Source organism: Mesorhizobium japonicum MAFF 303099, assembly GCF_000009625.1.
Taxonomy (GTDB): Bacteria; Pseudomonadota; Alphaproteobacteria; order Rhizobiales; family Rhizobiaceae; genus Mesorhizobium; species Mesorhizobium japonicum.
This window is the reverse complement of record NC_002678.2, coordinates 4,775,967-4,792,447: the sequence shown is the minus strand read 5'-3', so window position 1 is coordinate 4,792,447 and position 16,481 is coordinate 4,775,967. Positions and strand designations below refer to the sequence as shown.

The window sequence follows — 16,481 nt, the reverse complement described above, 5'->3', positions numbered from 1 at the left end:
GCTCTGGGCCCCAGGCGGGCGAAACTACGGGCGCCAGGAGGGCTTTAGGCGTCACAGAAGAGCGCCCGGCGACACCTTCACATCGACATACCGAAGCGTCGTGACGGACTGCAGGCGATGCTCCAGTAGCCGGCAATCAAAACCATGCTCTCCGCGCATTTTTTTGGCGGCCGATCAGTTTCGTGTGCAAGCCTCGCCTGGTTCCGTGAGCTCAATCGCGATAGAAAATGCCGTTTGGGGGCTTGAGGTTGTCGAGATCAGCCACTTTGCCCTCTGGCGGATTAAGGGCGCGCTTAAGCACGTTATATTCAGCGCGGGTCGGTCCACCGGTTGAAGCACGCTGGAACACCAAGTAGAGCGTCCGCCGCGAACGATTGCTTTTATTCGGCTTCGAGTAATGCGGTGCATAATCGTCGAAGATGAAGATGTCGCCAGCCTTCCATACTACGGGTTCCCAGGAGAATGTTTCGGCGACCTCAGGATCAATCACCCCGCCGGCATCCATGGGAAATACCCCCTTCTTGTGGTTGCCGGGGCTGAAGAAAAGGCCACCATTGTCCGGGTCGGAATCGTCAATGCCTATGGCAACGATCGCATGGACCATCCGGTCGGGCAGCCTGTGTGGAATGTGATAAATGTCCTGATGCGGGCGATAACCGCCGCTATCGGGATAGTGGAAGATCAGCAACTCCTTGAGTCTGCGCGAATCTTCGCCAAGCAAATCCTCGACCGCAGAGTTTATGCGCTGATCTTCTAGGAGGAGCAGACGCAATGGGTCATGGAAGTCCAGAAAATTCTCGACCTTGGAGATGATCTTCCGATTGTCCGTCGTTTTCTCGAACCACATGAGCCATTTATCGTCGCTGACATCCCAGCGTGATATGTCTTCAACAGATCTGGAAATACCTTCCAGAGTCGCGGGATCGAAGAACCTCTCGAGCCTGACGTATCCGTCTTTCTTCCACTTTTCTCTTTGTGCATCGGTCAACATGCGAAAAGCCTCCTGTTGGAAAGAGTGGTTGGTCAAACATTCCGGTTAGAGGCAGTCGGGCGCCGTCAGGGTGTGGGCCCACGGAGACGATACTCCACGGCATGCAGACGGCGACGCAAAGTGCGTTCCGCTCCGGGTGGATTGCAAGGCTTTGTTGTCCCTCCTCAATGGAGAGATCGCCCAGGCCCGTAAAGATCTATCGATCCGGTACGTCTGCATGGTAGTCACGGCCGAGCATGCTGTTGATGGTACGACTGCCCGATAAGACGACCTTTCGTGCAGCCTGACGCAACGCAAGTCGTGCGCCGCGAAAATTTTTGCGACAAGTTCCCGTTCCGGTCGGGCGATCAGGGAGGCACGTCGCTGGCATCGGGTCCATCGATGCTCCAAAAACGAGTATTGTCCGCACAAGTTCGGCGCTAGACTGACCCATCCGAGGCCAAGCCGGGTCCTCGGGTTCCCTAAGCTGGTCCCGATCACTTACCTCACCCGGTCCAGCCACCACACGCATCGCTACGGGCGGGAGGCCTCCGCTAACGGCCGACGCAGCCATGGCCGCTAGGGCCACTGGGCACTTTCGAGTGAGCGACCTTGTACGGTTTCGACGACCGTGGGGCAAATTCTCGCCCGCAGAATTAAGCGATGCGCCCATAGGTCCAAGGGCATGTTCAGTCACGATGAGTTCGGAGCGGGCTCCGGACTGCGCCGCAGCGGAGGCGGACATCATTCCTTGGATGCCACCGCCGATGATCAGTAGTCGCTGAGTCATATCCCGCTGCCCATTTCTTCGGCTACCGGGTCGGGCCAGCTCTCGACGGTGGTACGGCTGATAAAGCCAGGATGCTCAGGGTTCGCGCACGGCGCGCGCTGTAGAAGGCTGTCAAGAATGCGGCGAGCTCGCCAGGCCAGCAGGCTTAGGTTCGGATCGGCCAGCCCGCGCTGCCCGGGATTGGCGTTCTGTACGAAGATGCGTCTGTCACGCGGTCCGTCCCAGCACACCGAAAAATCCGCGTTGATGACCAACTCATTGTCGGTCTGTTGCAGCCGATCCGCCATCGGTTCCAAAAAGCTTGGCACGGCGTTCTCGTAACCGGTGGCCAGGATGACGATGTCGGCCGTGACTTCTTCGACGTCGCCCAAGCCGCGCTGCAGCGTCAAGTTGTGACCCGCGCCGGCGTTGATGCAGCGCGAAACGTTGCAACCCGGCCGAAGTGCGATGTCACATAGGTCTGGCTCAAGAAATTCGTGGCGATATAGCGCCTGGTAGACGGCGCGCAAAGTGCGATCCGAAATACCATCCGAGGCGAGCACGAAACGCCGCAGGAACAGCTTGCGCTGCGGCTCGCTCATTGCCGCGAAACGATCCGAAAAACAAGGCATGAACAACTCGTTTGTGAACGGGCTGTTGTCGAGGGGCAGGTAGTTTTCGCGCTGCGAGACCCAGGTGATCGAGGCAGGCCGCCGTTCTCTTGGCCCACCGACCAAATGCAACAATACCTCGGCTCCCGACTGGCCTCCACCAACGACGCAAACATGTTTTTGCCGCACCTCAGGATGGATGTGCAGCAAATCGGATGAATGGAACAGGTTGCGTCCGATCCAGCCCTGAAATTGAGGTGGAATCCATGCTTGCTTGCCGATGCCGACCACCAGGTCTCTGGCACTAAGCACCGCGTCGTCCGTCCGCACCCGAAACTCGCCATCATAGCGTATTTCGCGCACGGTCTCGCCGCCGCGCACAAGTGGGTTTCTGCGGAACGCCCAGTTCAGGTATTGCTCGAACTCAGCCCTGAGCACAGCATCGAACTGTGCATTCAGGAAGTGATACAGACGCCCGTTCTCGTGCAGGTAGTTTATGAAAGTGTAGGCTGACTGCGGATTCACCAGCGTGACCAGATCCTTGATGTGGCTGACCTGGAGTTCTGAGGACTCGAATGCGCTGCCTGGATGCCAGCGGAAGTCGACTTGCCGATCCAAGAATAGTGCCCCGTGCCCGATTTGCTCGTGTATCTGACACGCAAGGCTCAAATTGGACGGGCCAGCACCGATCCCAATGCAAGAGAGATCCAGTTGTCTTGCTCCTACTGACCTTTCCCAAACAGACGCTGTGCGCAGCGAATGTCGGCCATGGCCGTTGGGCTTGCCCTCCCCGCAGGCATCGTCGACACCGCCGGACTTGTGGCAGCTTGTCCGCGCGTTCGTAGTATCGGGTGTGACGCCCGCGGATGCCGGCTCCCTGATGAGATCGGCACTCATGCCGGTGATGTGTTGCGCGTGGCTGGCATCGAGAATCCCGCCTCGATGACCCCCGCGTGGTCAGTGACATGCTCTCGCTGCCTATCCCTCATTGCAATTGGGCTTAGTTGCCCGCGTCGACCGTGACCAGCCGACCTTCGGCCTGCTTGGCGACTAGGGAGGGCGCGGTCATGAGTACGGCGACAGCATTTTTCCGTGGGTTTGATCATAGAAGACATCCGCTGCTGCTTTCGGGAGGTCACCTGCATCGAACGTGCCACAGCAAAACATCAGCAAAAGCAACGGAAGGCAGGTTTGCAATCCTGTCGAGTATCCGACATTGAGGCCGAAACCTTGCACAGGCGCCGATTTTGCACGTAATCGTACTTTCGACTTCATAGCGTTTTAGGCGCTCTTGACACTTTCCACACGGACGTCATCGAGGAATGGCCTCGGCGCCGAGTGTCGATCCCTGAAAAGGAATTTCCGTTATCAAGGTCCTCATGAGGACTATCCCGACATGGTCCTGCATTACGGCGACACGACGGATGCGGCAAACCTGATACGTCTCCGGCAAGAAACGCAGCCCGACGAAATTCCCGCAGCAGGAGAGCACTCCGTTTTATCCACGCTCGACCTATGCGGTGGCGAAGCTCTACGCCTACTGGACCACCATGAACTACCGCGAGGTATACGGGCTCTATGCAAGCAACGGCATCCTGTTCAATCACGAAGGGCCTACGCGCGGCGAAACTTTCATCACGCGCAAGGTGACGCGTGCGGTGGCTCGATCATGGACCGGCAAACAGGACTGTCTCTATCTCGGAAACCTGGAAGCAAAGCGCGACTGGGGCTCGGCGCGCGCCTATGTCGAGGGCATGTGGCGCATCTTGCAGCATCAACCTGACGATTTCGTGCTGGCAACCGGCGAGACACACACGGTCCGCACCTTTGTCGGGGCTGCCTTCAGGCGAGTCGAAAAGGAGATCGTCTGGGAGGGCGAAGGCGTTGACGAGGTGGGCCGTGAACGCATGAGTAATCAAGCGCTGATCCGGATCGACAAACGCTGTGTCGGGCCAATTGAGGTTGACCTGCTGATCGGCGATGCCTCCAAGGCAGCCGACCAAACTCGGTTGGAAGCCAAGGACCACTTTCGATGAGCTCATCTCGAAAATGGTCGAGGCCGACTGCCGCGCCTACGGGATCGTGTTAGCGTGACGTGAAAACACGATGACTTCGCGGGCATGTGTATCTTGCCGTTTCAGGGCCGTCGGCATTTCAGGCCCGGCGCGGTCAGCCGGCATCAATCAGTTCCTATCGTTTGGATCGGCAAATTCACACATCCTGCAAAGCAGAAAACCAGCCGCTCCATTCATGCGATCGACGATTTCGCAAAAAACTGGGCTTTTAAAGAGATCGCCATATTCGTCGCATAGAAGGTTGCCCAATACGTGACGCCGCTCAAAATCCATGGAGCAGAGAGTGACCTCGCCGTTTGGAAGGAGTACATTCCGATACTGCCGTTCGTCCACGCATATCAGCGCTCCGACGACTGGCTGCCGTGGTTCTACAATCTTAGGGTCTACGCTTCCACCCCTGCTGCTCACCGGTCGCGCGCGAACTAGGGCTTGGGCAGGGATAATGTCGGCGATATCGGGATGGGGCTCACCCAAAACCACGAATCGGATCGAAGGGATGTCGGCGTCGACGAGTTGACCAACCAAATCGCGATACTTGGCTCCGACAAGGCGGCTATTCATGTGGGCGCCATCATCAAAAACATGAACCACGAATACCCCCAACCGCAGCGCCTGCAAGCGTTGTAGATCCTGCCCCTTCATTCCCACAAGCGTCGTGAAAATCCTGATGCCGTGGCCTTTGGCGGAAGCGTGCTCGACCATTTCGGTGCAATCCGGATTGAGCCATGGCTCAGAATACCCGGCAAAACTAATGTCGACGGAGGCTGGTACGCGCGCCAGACAGCGCTTGAAATCTCCAAGACTAAGATGCTTCGTATCAGATACCTTTCTTTGCCGGTCAGCGAACTTGTCCTGCGGACAATATGAACATCCCACGATGCACCCTGTGGTCGTCGTTATCTCCAAAACTCTGCCGGCTGGGATAGCAGAGCGCAGTTCCGGTAAAATCATTCGTTGTGACTCCCACTCGTCTTGGTCATGCATAACGTCCAGTATGGTGTCTTTGGCTTCATGACACCGACGGTCAAGACAGTCCGAATGAGCCCAGCCATCTCCGCCTTGCAGCAGTCAACAGCCGGTTTCCTCAATCGGCCGAGCGGACTATCAACGAACTTTGGGCGCATCGGCGCGGCAGGGCGGCGCAACCGCAAAGTCGCGCGTCAGCCATTGCCAAGGTGTAGCCGTGACCGTTGAGCGGGCGCGCCGCCGAGATGGCGCAGCAGAAAATCAATCGTCTCCCGTTCTTATGCGGTCAGCCCCCACTCAACATTGCCGCATCTCCAGCAAAGGCCGTGCCAGCGCGCTTAGCCGCAGCAACTGCACGAGTAGGCTTCGAGAAACCTCACGCCCAAGGCGGCCGGTTGTTTTGGACCAGACATGTTTTTTGTCGCTGTCAGCTTTTGGACATGCATTTCAGACGCTTGAGGACAGACTTGGCTGTCTCCCCTGCGGTAATGTTGGCGTCGGCTCATCATCTAGCATCATTTCGGCGCCGGCTGTGTGCGCGGAAGATCTACACGACCTGACCGCCGCGTGCAGCGACTGCCTGCCGGCTCATAGCTGATCTTTTCTCCTGAAGCCGGCGATGGGCCAGGCTGTCGAGTGCGTGTTGCCGGATGCTGCGTATGCTGTCTGGTTAGACGGCGGATACCGCGTCACCTCCATATTTTCGCGACAGAGGTTTGGTGGCGTCGCAGCCCTTCCTGCTACATCACCGCAGTGCTCGGGAATTCGTATCTGATCCGCGTGAGGCGAAGACCTTCTCTCTCGACTGGCTCGCCGAGGCCGTCTGTCCTGCGGGCACCAACGATTTCTCATTTGGCATGGCGCATGCGCGTCGATCCGCAAACCCCGTCGAGGAGAAATCGGACCTGGCCGCCACTCCACCTCCTCCTACCACGAGGGCAGACGGGAAGCAGCGCCTTCAAATGAGGAACAAAATCACTTTACCTCGAATCTTGCCTCTCGATCACAACCGGAACCATGGAACCGCGTCCGCGACCATCGCCTCGCGCCCCAAGGCAATTGCCCAGCGCAAATGGCTACGCGCGATTACGCCATGCATCCCTTACGAGGCTGCGACAGCACTTCGGAGAGCCTCGCCGCCATCATGCAGACCGATCTAAGCCCCACCTGATCCAGCACAAAGGAATTTCGAACATGCACCAAGATACCGTCCGTGGGAAAGCTTTCGCCATGCCCCTGATCAGCCCGGCCTACCCGGCCGGCCCATATCGCTTCCGCAACCGGGAGTATCTGATCATCACATATCGCACCGATCCGCAGAAACTGCGCGACCTTGTGCCGGAGCCGCTTCAGGTGTGCGAGCCTATGGTCAAGTTCGAGTTCATTCGCATGCCGGACTCGACGGGCTTCGGCGACTACACGGAAGGCGGACAGGTCATCCCTGTCTCCTTCTATGGCCGCAGGGGGAGCTATACCCACTGCATGTTTCTCGACGACCATCCGCCGATAGCGGGCGGACGCGAGTTGTGGGGCTTTCCCAAGAAGCTCGCTAGCCCAACGCTCCGAACGGAGACGGATACCCTTGTTGGCACGCTGGACTACGGGCCGGTCCGCGTCGCGACGGGTACCATGGGCTACAAGCACCGAGCCGCCGACCTCGCGAGCGTGAGGGCCTCGCTCGCTGAACCGAATTTCCTCCTCAAAATTATCCCGCATGTCGACGGCACGCCGCGCATCTGTGAGCTCGTGGAATATCATCTAGAGGACGTCCATTTGAGGGGCGCCTGGACCGGCCCGGCAGCCCTGAACCTCTGGTCGCATGCGCTTGCCCCCGTCGCCGAACTGCCGGTGCTGGAAGTAGTCTCGGCAGTACACCTCGTCGCAGATCTCACGCTCGCGCTCGGGAAGGTCGTCCACGACTATCTCGCGAAAGCCTAGCCTCGCCATCGGAAAGGAAGAAACCATGAACTTTTACAGTGATATCTCATTGAACCAACGCGATGGGGAGCCGGTGGCCGGCTTCTCGACAAGGTGGCGCTGATCACCGAAGCCGCGAGCGGGGTCGGCAAGGATAGCGCGGTTCGCCCGCGAGGGAGCAAGAGTGGTCCGCGGATCTTGATCACAGCGAAGTCCAACAACGGCGTCCGGGATCGATCGGTTGACAGAAAATGGTTGCCAGCGAGAGGGGCAGGTGGAAAGCAGCTGATGCAGGCGATCGAAACCTTCGGGCGCCTCGATGTCCTGGTCAGCAACGCCGGCGTCCAGAACTTAGCGCCGCTTGTCGAGTTCTGCCACCAGGCACTTCCCGCCCGTGATAGGCTCCATGTCACGGTGTCGGCGAACTCAAGGCCACCAAAATCAGTGTAAGGCTTGGTCTGCTGTTCGGCGTCTGCCTCAGAGGCAGACGCTCGCCCTGTCGCCGATATCGCGTCGAGACTCGGCCTGCAGGGGAGGTGGACTACGGCCTACCTTGGACTTTGCTGCTGGCTTTTACCGTCGGTCAGACGAAGCGAGCCGAATGTTGCGCCGCGTGCTGATGAACGAAATTCTCGGCGACTCGACCTTTACCTCGCCTTTACGAGGAGGTTGCACGAAAAGCGCGGCCTTGCCCACTCGTACCACAAGAGTGACACGGGGCCGACATGGCGGCCGAAACGCTCACCTCATGCGCAACCTGGTTAAGAAGCTGGCGCAAACGGGGCCGAGCGTGGCGGAACTCGAGGGGACGAGGATGAAACGCCCAAATCCTCAAAGAGACGGCCCGCGTCGAAAAAACCCGTGCCTAGCCGAGATTGGGCAAGGGCCAGGAGCCAAGGCTACCCAGCCGTAGCGAAGCCCGTGATCACGCTTAGGCACCCAATAACGATAATGGAAAAATCTGCGCGAAACGGTCGCACCGGTATTGACATTAATTGACACACCCCGCGAACACTTGCATAAGCCACATAGCGGTAGTGACTAGGTGCATGCCGCAGCCAATTTTTTCCCTACGGGCGAGGTCTGATCTATGGCGGCACTGGCGAAATTCAGACCAGTTGATTCCGGCCAACACGACAAGGACGAACTCCGCGAGATTGTCCGTGAGCGCTCTTTTCGATTCGGACGCTACACGCTCTCGTCGGGCATAGAGAGCGACATCTATTTCAATATGAAGCCTACCATGATGGTGGCGCGAGGCGCGCAACTTGCCGCTCTTGAATTCCTAAAAATAGTTGAGCAAGTGAAAGCAGAGTACGTCGGCGGTCTTGAAATGGGAGCGGTCCCCGTAATCGGATCGATGGCGGCTGTCAGCTCGATGATGAACAAACCCATAAACACGATCTTCGTTCGCAAAGTTCCAAAGGCCCATGGCACAAGGGACGTGATTGAAGGACTTGGGCCTAAAGAAGATCTCGAGGGAAAAGTGGTCCTGATCGTTGACGACGTTGCCACAAGCGGCAAGTCGATATTGAAGGCGATTGAAGAGGTTCGCCGCGTCGGCGGCATTGTGGGTGACGCTGCTTGCCTCGTGGACCGTGACGAGGGAGCTACGGCGCTGCTAGCCCAACATGGCGTCACGCTGCACTCCGTACTGCATGCGAGCGAATTTGTGGAACGCCACTGACAATCTCATACAACGTCTTTCCGGCGACCTAGCCTTAGAGGACATTCCGCCGCTTTGCAGTGAGTGCAGGCGCCTCGCGAGTAAGAGCGATTGCCCCTGCCCATCCTCCCTGCTTTTGGTGCAACATATGCTCGCTGCCGTTCACCAGCGGCTTGACGCCATTGACTACCTCTCAGAGCAAGGCGCCATAAGACTGAAGGCTTTTACCGATTATCTGGCGGCGGTCGTTCGAATAGCTTCAGAGAGCGGCGACGCGGTACCCTGGATTGATCTAGCAACCCGGTTTAGCGCTCTTTTCGGTCCCGACGAGGTTGCCCATTGATCTCGCGCTTATTGCTTTTTCGTGGAACGAGCAGCTCGTCGGCAAATGCGTCATCGATCGCCAGCGGCGTGCCGGCGCATATGCGAGCGAAAAGCGCCGAGCTGCCGGTGATGAATCTCGAACGTGACGACGCCGATTGGCGCGATGCGCGTTGGCTCGGGGCCCTCGTACCCAAGCATGGGTGCGTTCCCATTCCGCGGCATCATGCTCGCGATCCCGTCTGTGCCGTTCTCAAGCAAGCGAGCTCGAGCGAACCGCCCCGGGTTGCGGATTTCGACAATCGTTGGTGGAGTTGGCTGGCGAATTGGCGCGTTCGGCCTTCGGTTGGAAGACCGGCTTGAGGCGGGCCAACGAACGGAATTGGCGAAGCCACGCTGGAGTATGCCTTCACTGGGGTCGCGTCCCTGCACGTGCTGTAACGTAGCTTTAGCGAAGCCGCTCGCGAGCGCGCCCTCATAGCGCCGAGCGGGCGAGCGGCTTCGGGGCGGGCGCAGAGGCTGGGTAGACGGGCCGAACTCACCTCACCCGGTCCAGCCACGACATGCATCGCCAAAGGCAAGGACCCCGCTGACCGCGCCCGCAAGGGGGGAGATTGGCCGTCATCGCTGCCTTCGCCAATCTCCAAGGCTAGAAGTTTGGAGCCGCCAGGGAAGCTGCCGGTCTCCCCCCTTGCGGGGGAGATGGCCGGCAGGCCAGAGAGGGGGCTGTCCCGCCAGCGTTAGATCACATTCAATTCCCTGAACGCCCGCCCTTCAGCGACACGGCTGTACCCAAACGCCGAGCAGTCCACCGTGCGGTAGCCGCCGTGCACGATCAGCTCGGCCAGCGCCTTGCCGACCGCCGGCGCCTGCTGCAGGCCGTGGCCGGAAAAACCATTGGCGAAGAAGAAATTCTTAACCTGCGGATGCGGGCCGATCACCGCGTTCTGGTCGAGCGTGTTGTAGTCGTAATGGCCGGCCCAGGCGCGTGTCGGCTTGATCGCCTCGAAGGCGGGAATGCGGGTCGCCAGCACCGGCCAGATCACCTCTTCGAACAGCGGCCAGTCGACCTCGAAATCGGTGGGGTCGGCCGGGCCGTCGCCTTCTTCCGGTTCGGCGCCGCCAGTGAGATAGACCGAACCTTCCGGCCGGACATAGATGCCGGACGGATCGACCAGCAGCGGCATATCAGAATATTTGTCGCGCGCCTCGAAGACGAAGACGTTGCGCTTGCGCGGCTCGACCGGCAACACCAGCCCCGCCATGGCAGCCACCGTGCCGGCATTCGGCCCGGCTGAGTTGACGACGATGCCGACTTCCAGCCTGTCGCCATTGTCGAGGCTGACACTGGTCACGCTCTGGCCGTCCCACCTCCGCCTTGCGCATGACTGGAGAGATTTCCGGCGGGCGTCGCCTCCCGAGCAATGCTTTTCATGTTCGTTACTCTTCGTAAGATCGATTATTTCGATGGAGCCCCCTCTACGTATGAATGCAGGCGTCACAGTAGAGCTTTGAACAGCATCGGTGCGGGTCCGGAACCGTCATCGAGCCAAAAACAGCGGCAATGTCGGCTTTTCAAAGATCCATCTGGTCACACCGCCAAAGAGCCGCTCACGCAGCCGACGGCTGCCATAGGCGCCCATGACGATCATGTCCGCAGAAATGTCGATTGCGTGCTGCGCAAGGACCGTGGCCGCCGATTTGCCGGCACTTGGCAGGAGGTCAACCGACACCCGAGCACCGTGCCGAGTGAGATAGGCAGCGATGTCGGCTCCAGGCTCCGCGCCGTTCCCGTTGTAGTTGGCCTTCGGATCGACCAGGGCGACACGAACTTCCTCAGCAACGCATAGGAGGCCCAGCGCTTCTCGAACCGCACGGGACGCCTCGACTCGCGAATCCCAACCGACCAGGACGCGCCGTGGCCACAGCGTCGCCTCAGCCCCCTTCGGCACAACGAGCACCGGCTTTCCCGTATCGAACAAGCAGCCGTTGACCACAGGAGGTCCGAGATTCTCGTCGTTGAGGAGCCCTGGTCCGACAATCGTGAGGTCGGCGCAGAGCGCCCGCTGTCGTGCCACTTCACCGAGGCTGGCCGGATCGTAATAGTCGGTGTCAACGTCATAGGCGAGCGACATAGATTCCAGCAGTTTCTGGATATCTCTGGAGTGTCTTTCCAGTCTGACCGCGTCCTGTGTAAATCGATCGATTTGCCGAAACCGATCGTTCAATCTGGCAATTGCCTGTCCACGTCCTGCCGGCCACTCGGAGACACCATCTCCGATCCGCCGATGCGACATAAGGAGCATCGGAGCGGGTATAATCAGTACGGAAAGGTGTGCGCCGATTTCCGCACACAAGCCGGCAGCAGTTCTGACGTCCTGATCGGAATGGTCAGCGCCGGTCAAACAGAGTACCGTTTTAAAGCCCATTTTCCTGTTTCTTCCTGAGTATCCGTTGAGGGCGTTTCAGGCCGCAAGACCGGCTCACAGCGCGAGGAAAGGGAGTGGAACCACACTCGGCACTCAATTCAGCCGTCCAGCTTCTCGAGCGAGTAGCCGGCCGACCTGACGGTACGGATGACGATACCCGTCGAGGCCGCCTCCAGAGCCCTTCTGAGCCGACTGATGTGGACGTCGACTGTGCGTACACCGACATGGATATTGGCCGGCCAGGCCCCGCCGATCAGCTCGTCCCTACTGAAGACCTTGCCGGGCGCCTCGAGCAAATGCCGCAGCACGTTGAACTCGATCGGTCCGAGATGGATGTCATGGCCATTGCCGCAAACCCGGTGGGCATCGAGCTTCATCTCAAGGCTGCCATAGGAAAGCCAGCTGTTGTTTTCAATCGCGTTTGAACCCGGCTTCGGCAGCGCCAGCCTCGTCCGCAGACAATCGAGCAGCTTGGCCGGCGCCACAGGCCGCACAAAGCTCTCGTCAATGCCGGCCTTCAACAGATCGAGGTGCTGGTTCTCGGCGCCGGGCGCGATCAGGGCAATGATGGGCAGGCCGCCGGTTCGGGGCTCCCGCTTGAGCCGGGCGCAGATTGCGGACCCGGTAAGGCTCGTTGAACCGCAGTCCAGCACCACGGCCTGGAAGTCGCGATCGTCGGCCATTGCAAGTGCTTCCTTCGCACCGCCTGCCGGCTCACTGACGAACCCGTCCACCTCCAGTATGTGGCTGAGGAACAGATAGAACTCCGCATCTTGCGAACAGATCAGGACGCGTGGCTTCATCAGCGCTACCCCGAGAACCAAATTGGCCTCGACCGCGTCGGCCGCGTGGGCTGGCCATCGCGGCTCCTCAAGGCCTGACATGACCCTCTTGCTCGAAAATCGGTTTCATGCCCGTGCCACCTCGGGATAGGCGTCGATGGCTGCGATGGCATCGTCGACCAGTTTCGTACCGGCCGCGGCGAGTTTGCAGAACGTCTCGAAGCCGAACCGATGGACGTCGCGCACGGTCTTGGACAAAACGACCAGCCGCCCGGCGGTGAAAAGCACGCGCCCGAACCCCTCATGGCTCATTTCGATCATCGGCGATGCCATCAGGCCGGAGCGCTCCTCGATCGCAAGGGCGACGGCAGTGTAAAACTTGTCGAGCCTCCACAGCACGTCCGGATCGGGATCGCCGATGATTGGGATCGTACGACGCCGTTCCTTGCTGACGATGAAGTCGGCCAGCAACTCGGCATCCGCTGTGCCGTCCCATGACCCGTGGGTATCCTGAGCACGGATCAGCCGCACGAGGCATTTGACGAATGGGCTGGCAAGGGCGGCCTCGTCATCGTTGACAGCAGGGCTGATCGCGACTTCAAACATTTTGCACTTCCTCGTTTTAGTCCTCGTCCTCGAAGGAGGGTTTCTTTTCGGCGACACCAGCTTCGGCCAGCACCTTGCGCAGCCAGGGCGGAGGACACGTTCTCAGCATCATCTGCGTGCGCAACAGCACCTCTTGGATGGTTTGTGGCTGCGGCACCTTGATTGGATGGATTTTTGCCGAAATAACCTTGGCTGCCGAAGGCCCGCCGATGGCCAGACAAAACAGCAGATGGCAGCCCTTCAGCGCCTCCACCTTCGGCGTGACGCGGTCATCGCCCTCGGTCCGACGCTTCCCGCTCTCATCGGAAACGTCATCGAAGGCCACGGCTTCCACGAGATGCCACTCCTCGCGCGTCACGTCGTAGACAGCAAAGCGCTTGGCCGACCCGAAATGGGCATTGAGATTCGTCATGTCTTGCGTGGCGATGGCTACGCGCAATGCGCCTGCCCGTCGGTCCGTCATCGGTGCGTGAACCTCGTCAGTGACGAGTGAGAGGCGACGAACGGAGCTCATCTGGCATTTCTCGTTTCCGGAATGGATCAAGCGCCTCAGGCGTCGGCGCGTGCTGGTTGGCCTGAAAGATATTGGCAACATCGAAGATCAGGTCGCGGGTCCCCCGATAGAGGATTGTGAGCTTGTGCTGGCTGCCGAGCCGGTCGAAGATCGGGAAGCCGACGCGCATGAGCGGAATTTCAAGGCGTCGCGACGCCTGGCGACCGTGGGAATGTGTTACGAGAAGATCCGCGCCCGCTGCAAGAGCTTCCAAATCGCCGAGATCGCCGATCTGAACCCACTCCGCCGGTACTTTTTGCAGAATCTTCGACATATCGGTCGTCGTGACCGCCGCCGCGATGTCACAGCCCATGCCGGTGAAGAAGGTTGCGAGTTGATAGAGTTGGTCTGGTTCAGCAGCGATCGCAATTTTCTTGCCTCCGAAATGGAAATGTCCGTCGAGCAATGCATCCTCCAATTGCGCCCGGTGACGGCGAACCCGGTCCGGCACCGCCGCGCCCGAAACCGCCGATAGCAGCGAGACGAACCGGTCGACGGCCTTTAATCCGGTCAGCGACTGGAACACCGCGTAAGGCACGCCGGTCAACCCGTGCAGCGTTTTCGCCGGGTGGCGCATGTGCTCGCCGATGACGATGCATTGCGCGGCCGTGCCAAGCTCGCGGATTTCCTCGACGCTGGTGCCGCCATAGGTAGTGGTTACCCAGCGGTCAGGAACAGTGCCGTCGAGTGAGCCGGAGACGTCCGGCAGGATAACCGGCTTGAGCCCAAAACTTTCAACCATGTCACGCAAATGCTCGACGTCAGCGACAGTGAGGTTGCATCCGGGCAGGATCGCGATCTTCTTCGGCTGCCGCGTCCGTTCACCCGACCGTGTAATCCCTTCGATCATCGCCGCGACGGCCTTGGCCCAGCCTTCTTCGATCGCGCCGTCAAAATCAGGCGTGTTGGCCAGCACGACCTCCGTACCCGCGAGCTCTTCCACGTGCTTCAGTTTGACGTTGGCGATATCACTCGCGCAGTCTTCGCCACGGGTCTCCACCAGCGCGGTAGTGCACACTCCTATCAGCTTTGGCTTCGTGCGGGTTTTGAGGTTGAGGATCGCCTCTTCCAGATGGTCCGCTCCGCCGAGTATGGTTGCCACCTCATCCATCGCCGTTGTCTGCAAGGGGATCGCTTCCTTGAAATGCCGCACGAAGAGCACGAGCGCGAAGCTGGTGCAGCCTTGGCTGCCGTGGAACAGGGGCATCGCACCCTCGACTCCAAGAAAAGCGAAGGCGGCACCCAGCGGCTGCGACGACTTCAGCGGGTTGACCGCCGCTGATTTGATTTTGCGAAGGATGCGGACCATCGAATTTCCTCATCGGTCGCCGAAGCGGTGAGCCATCGCGCCGGCGAATTCATTGAAAGCGTTCACAGTCGCTGTCCCGTTCTTCGCGCTCGCCAGATCGTCCTCCCTGGCAGGCTGGCAATCCCATGGCGCCGGCTCCCGCACCTGACCCCAGATCGGGTTATGAATGGCGAGGTCAATCTGCCGGACAAGTTCCACCATGCCGTCATAGCCGGCATAAGGATGTTGGCGCTCCTGGTTGATATCGAGCCAGGGTGTCTTGGCCTTCAGGGCGACGAATTGCGTACGCCCGCCCGACAGCATGATGTCGGCCTTGTGTTTTGAAAGCATGGCGTAGAGATCGCGCGCTGCCATCTGCTCGAACATGTGGTTTTCGTCCTTGAGGATCCGTTTGATCCGCTCCTTGTCTTCGACTGTGGATTTCTTGACCGAGGTGCCGACGATCTCCATGCCGATCTCCATCAGCGCGTGGACGACCGACCAGGACTTCACACCGCCCGTGTTGAGCAGCACGCGCTTGCCTTGAAGCCGCCGGCGGTAGGCCTCGAGCTTCTTCCACGCAATCGCCTCCTGCTCAGCAATCAGCGTCTCCGTGCGATCGAGGATCTCCGCATCGGCGCCCTTCCTCACCAGCAGCTCAGCAATGTTGCGAAGTGCTTCCGAGGTATCGGTTATGCCGTAGAAAGAGCCCTCGAAGTACGGGATGTCCCAGCGCTCCTCCATCTTGCGGGCCAGATTGATCAGTGCGCTCGAGCACACCATCATAGCCGCCCGGGCGCGGTGCGCGGATGCAACGTCGATGTAACGCGCATCGCCCGGTATGCAGGCGCGCACCCGGATGCCAAGCCGATCAAGCAGCGGCTTGACCAGCCAGAATTCGCCGGAGAGGTTGAATTCGCCAAGGATGTTGATGTCGTAGGGCCCGGCGTCGTCGGGTTCCACCGTGCCGATGACATGATCGAGCAACGCTTCGGCGGCGAGTTTGTTGCCGAGGTTCTTGGAGCCGGCCAGGCCCGGCGCATTGATCGGCACCACGGCCAGTCCGAATTTTTCGGCCGCGCGTTTGCACACGGCCTCGATGTCGTCGCCGATCAGCGCCGTCACGCAGGTCGAATAGACGAAGACTGCCGGCGGCGCATATGTTTCCTTGATCTCGCGGATCGCCTTGAATAGCTTCCGCTCGCCCTGCCCCATCACGATGTCGAGTTCGGTGAGGTCTGTTGTGAAGCTTGTCCGCCACAGGGTTGGCCCGGACGAAGCTGCGCCTCTGTTGTCCCAGGAATTGCCCTCGCAGGCGAGCGGCGCATGGACCAGGTGCGCAACGTCGGTGATCGGCTGCAGGACGATCTTGGCGCCGTCAAAGGCGCAGCCGCCGGCTGACGCCCCGGGGGTCAGCGGCTTCGAGCAGCCCTCCTTGCGCGCCTTGGCATCCTTGCCGCGGTTGGTATCGCAGGCGGGCTCGTCGAAAACGTCCTGGATCTTGGCACTGAGCGAGGTCATTGCGTCA

Annotated in this window: 11 protein-coding genes and 2 pseudogenes; 3 read left to right on the top strand and 10 right to left on the bottom strand. The window is 59.7% G+C overall.

Annotated features, from left to right (window positions below; genetic code table 11):
- Positions 1-211: 211 nt before the first annotated feature.
- Entirely contained in the window at positions 212-991 is a 780-nt protein-coding gene (locus MAFF_RS24285) for a phytanoyl-CoA dioxygenase family protein (RefSeq protein ID WP_010913624.1), read from the bottom strand.
- Between the two features lie 765 nt (positions 992-1,756).
- Positions 1,757-3,061 carry a lysine N(6)-hydroxylase/L-ornithine N(5)-oxygenase family protein gene (locus MAFF_RS24280; protein ID WP_044551223.1) on the bottom strand — a complete coding sequence of 435 codons (1,305 nt, stop codon included), beginning with the start codon at positions 3,059-3,061 and terminating at the stop codon, positions 1,757-1,759.
- Positions 3,062-3,716: 655 nt separating this feature from the next.
- On the opposite strand from MAFF_RS24280, the pseudogene MAFF_RS24275 reads away from it, so the two are divergent.
- Positions 3,717-4,444, top strand: a pseudogene (locus MAFF_RS24275) (GDP-mannose 4,6-dehydratase); the annotation flags it as partial.
- An 89-nt stretch (positions 4,445-4,533) separates the two neighbouring features.
- On the opposite strand, the gene MAFF_RS39225 reads toward MAFF_RS24275, so the two are convergent.
- Complete coding sequence (locus MAFF_RS39225; protein ID WP_244420599.1) at positions 4,534-5,376, bottom strand: radical SAM/SPASM domain-containing protein; 843 nt, start codon at positions 5,374-5,376, stop codon at positions 4,534-4,536.
- Between the two features lie 1,209 nt (positions 5,377-6,585).
- On the opposite strand from MAFF_RS39225, the gene MAFF_RS24265 reads away from it, so the two are divergent.
- Entirely contained in the window at positions 6,586-7,329 is a 744-nt protein-coding gene (locus MAFF_RS24265) for an acetoacetate decarboxylase (protein WP_010913619.1), read from the top strand.
- Positions 7,330-8,398: 1,069 nt separating this feature from the next.
- A complete protein-coding gene (gene pyrE, locus MAFF_RS24255; protein WP_010913618.1) occupies positions 8,399-8,995 on the top strand; it encodes an orotate phosphoribosyltransferase in 597 nt (198 codons plus the stop codon).
- A 1,040-nt stretch (positions 8,996-10,035) separates the two neighbouring features.
- On the opposite strand, the pseudogene MAFF_RS24240 reads toward pyrE, so the two are convergent.
- The 7 genes and pseudogenes from MAFF_RS24240 to nifE form a co-directional block, all read right to left on the bottom strand.
- A pseudogene (locus tag MAFF_RS24240) lies at positions 10,036-10,659 on the bottom strand (NAD(P)/FAD-dependent oxidoreductase); the annotation flags it as partial.
- Between the two features lie 177 nt (positions 10,660-10,836).
- Entirely contained in the window at positions 10,837-11,724 is an 888-nt protein-coding gene (locus MAFF_RS24235) for a universal stress protein (RefSeq protein WP_010913616.1), read from the bottom strand.
- A gap of 98 nt (positions 11,725-11,822) precedes the next feature.
- Positions 11,823-12,608, bottom strand: coding sequence for a response regulator transcription factor (locus MAFF_RS24230; protein WP_027056524.1), 786 nt, complete (start codon positions 12,606-12,608; stop codon positions 11,823-11,825).
- Between the two features lie 24 nt (positions 12,609-12,632).
- On the bottom strand, positions 12,633-13,112 hold the full coding sequence (locus tag MAFF_RS24225) for a NifX-associated nitrogen fixation protein (RefSeq protein WP_010913614.1): 480 nt from the start codon (positions 13,110-13,112) through the stop codon (positions 12,633-12,635).
- 16 nt (positions 13,113-13,128) lie between these two features.
- The gene (nifX, locus tag MAFF_RS24220; protein ID WP_010913613.1) at positions 13,129-13,626 is read right to left on the bottom strand and encodes a nitrogen fixation protein NifX; all 498 of its coding nucleotides are present in this window, start codon (positions 13,624-13,626) and stop codon (positions 13,129-13,131) included.
- Positions 13,592-14,974 (bottom strand): nitrogenase iron-molybdenum cofactor biosynthesis protein NifN, encoded by a 1,383-nt coding sequence (gene nifN / locus MAFF_RS24215; RefSeq protein ID WP_010913612.1) that lies wholly within the window; start codon positions 14,972-14,974, stop codon positions 13,592-13,594. The genes nifX and nifN overlap by 35 nt, the downstream gene beginning before the upstream one ends.
- Positions 14,975-14,983: 9 nt before the next feature.
- The gene (nifE, locus tag MAFF_RS24210) at positions 14,984-16,474 is read right to left on the bottom strand and encodes a nitrogenase iron-molybdenum cofactor biosynthesis protein NifE (protein WP_010913611.1); all 1,491 of its coding nucleotides are present in this window, start codon (positions 16,472-16,474) and stop codon (positions 14,984-14,986) included.
- Positions 16,475-16,481: the final 7 nt, after the last annotated feature.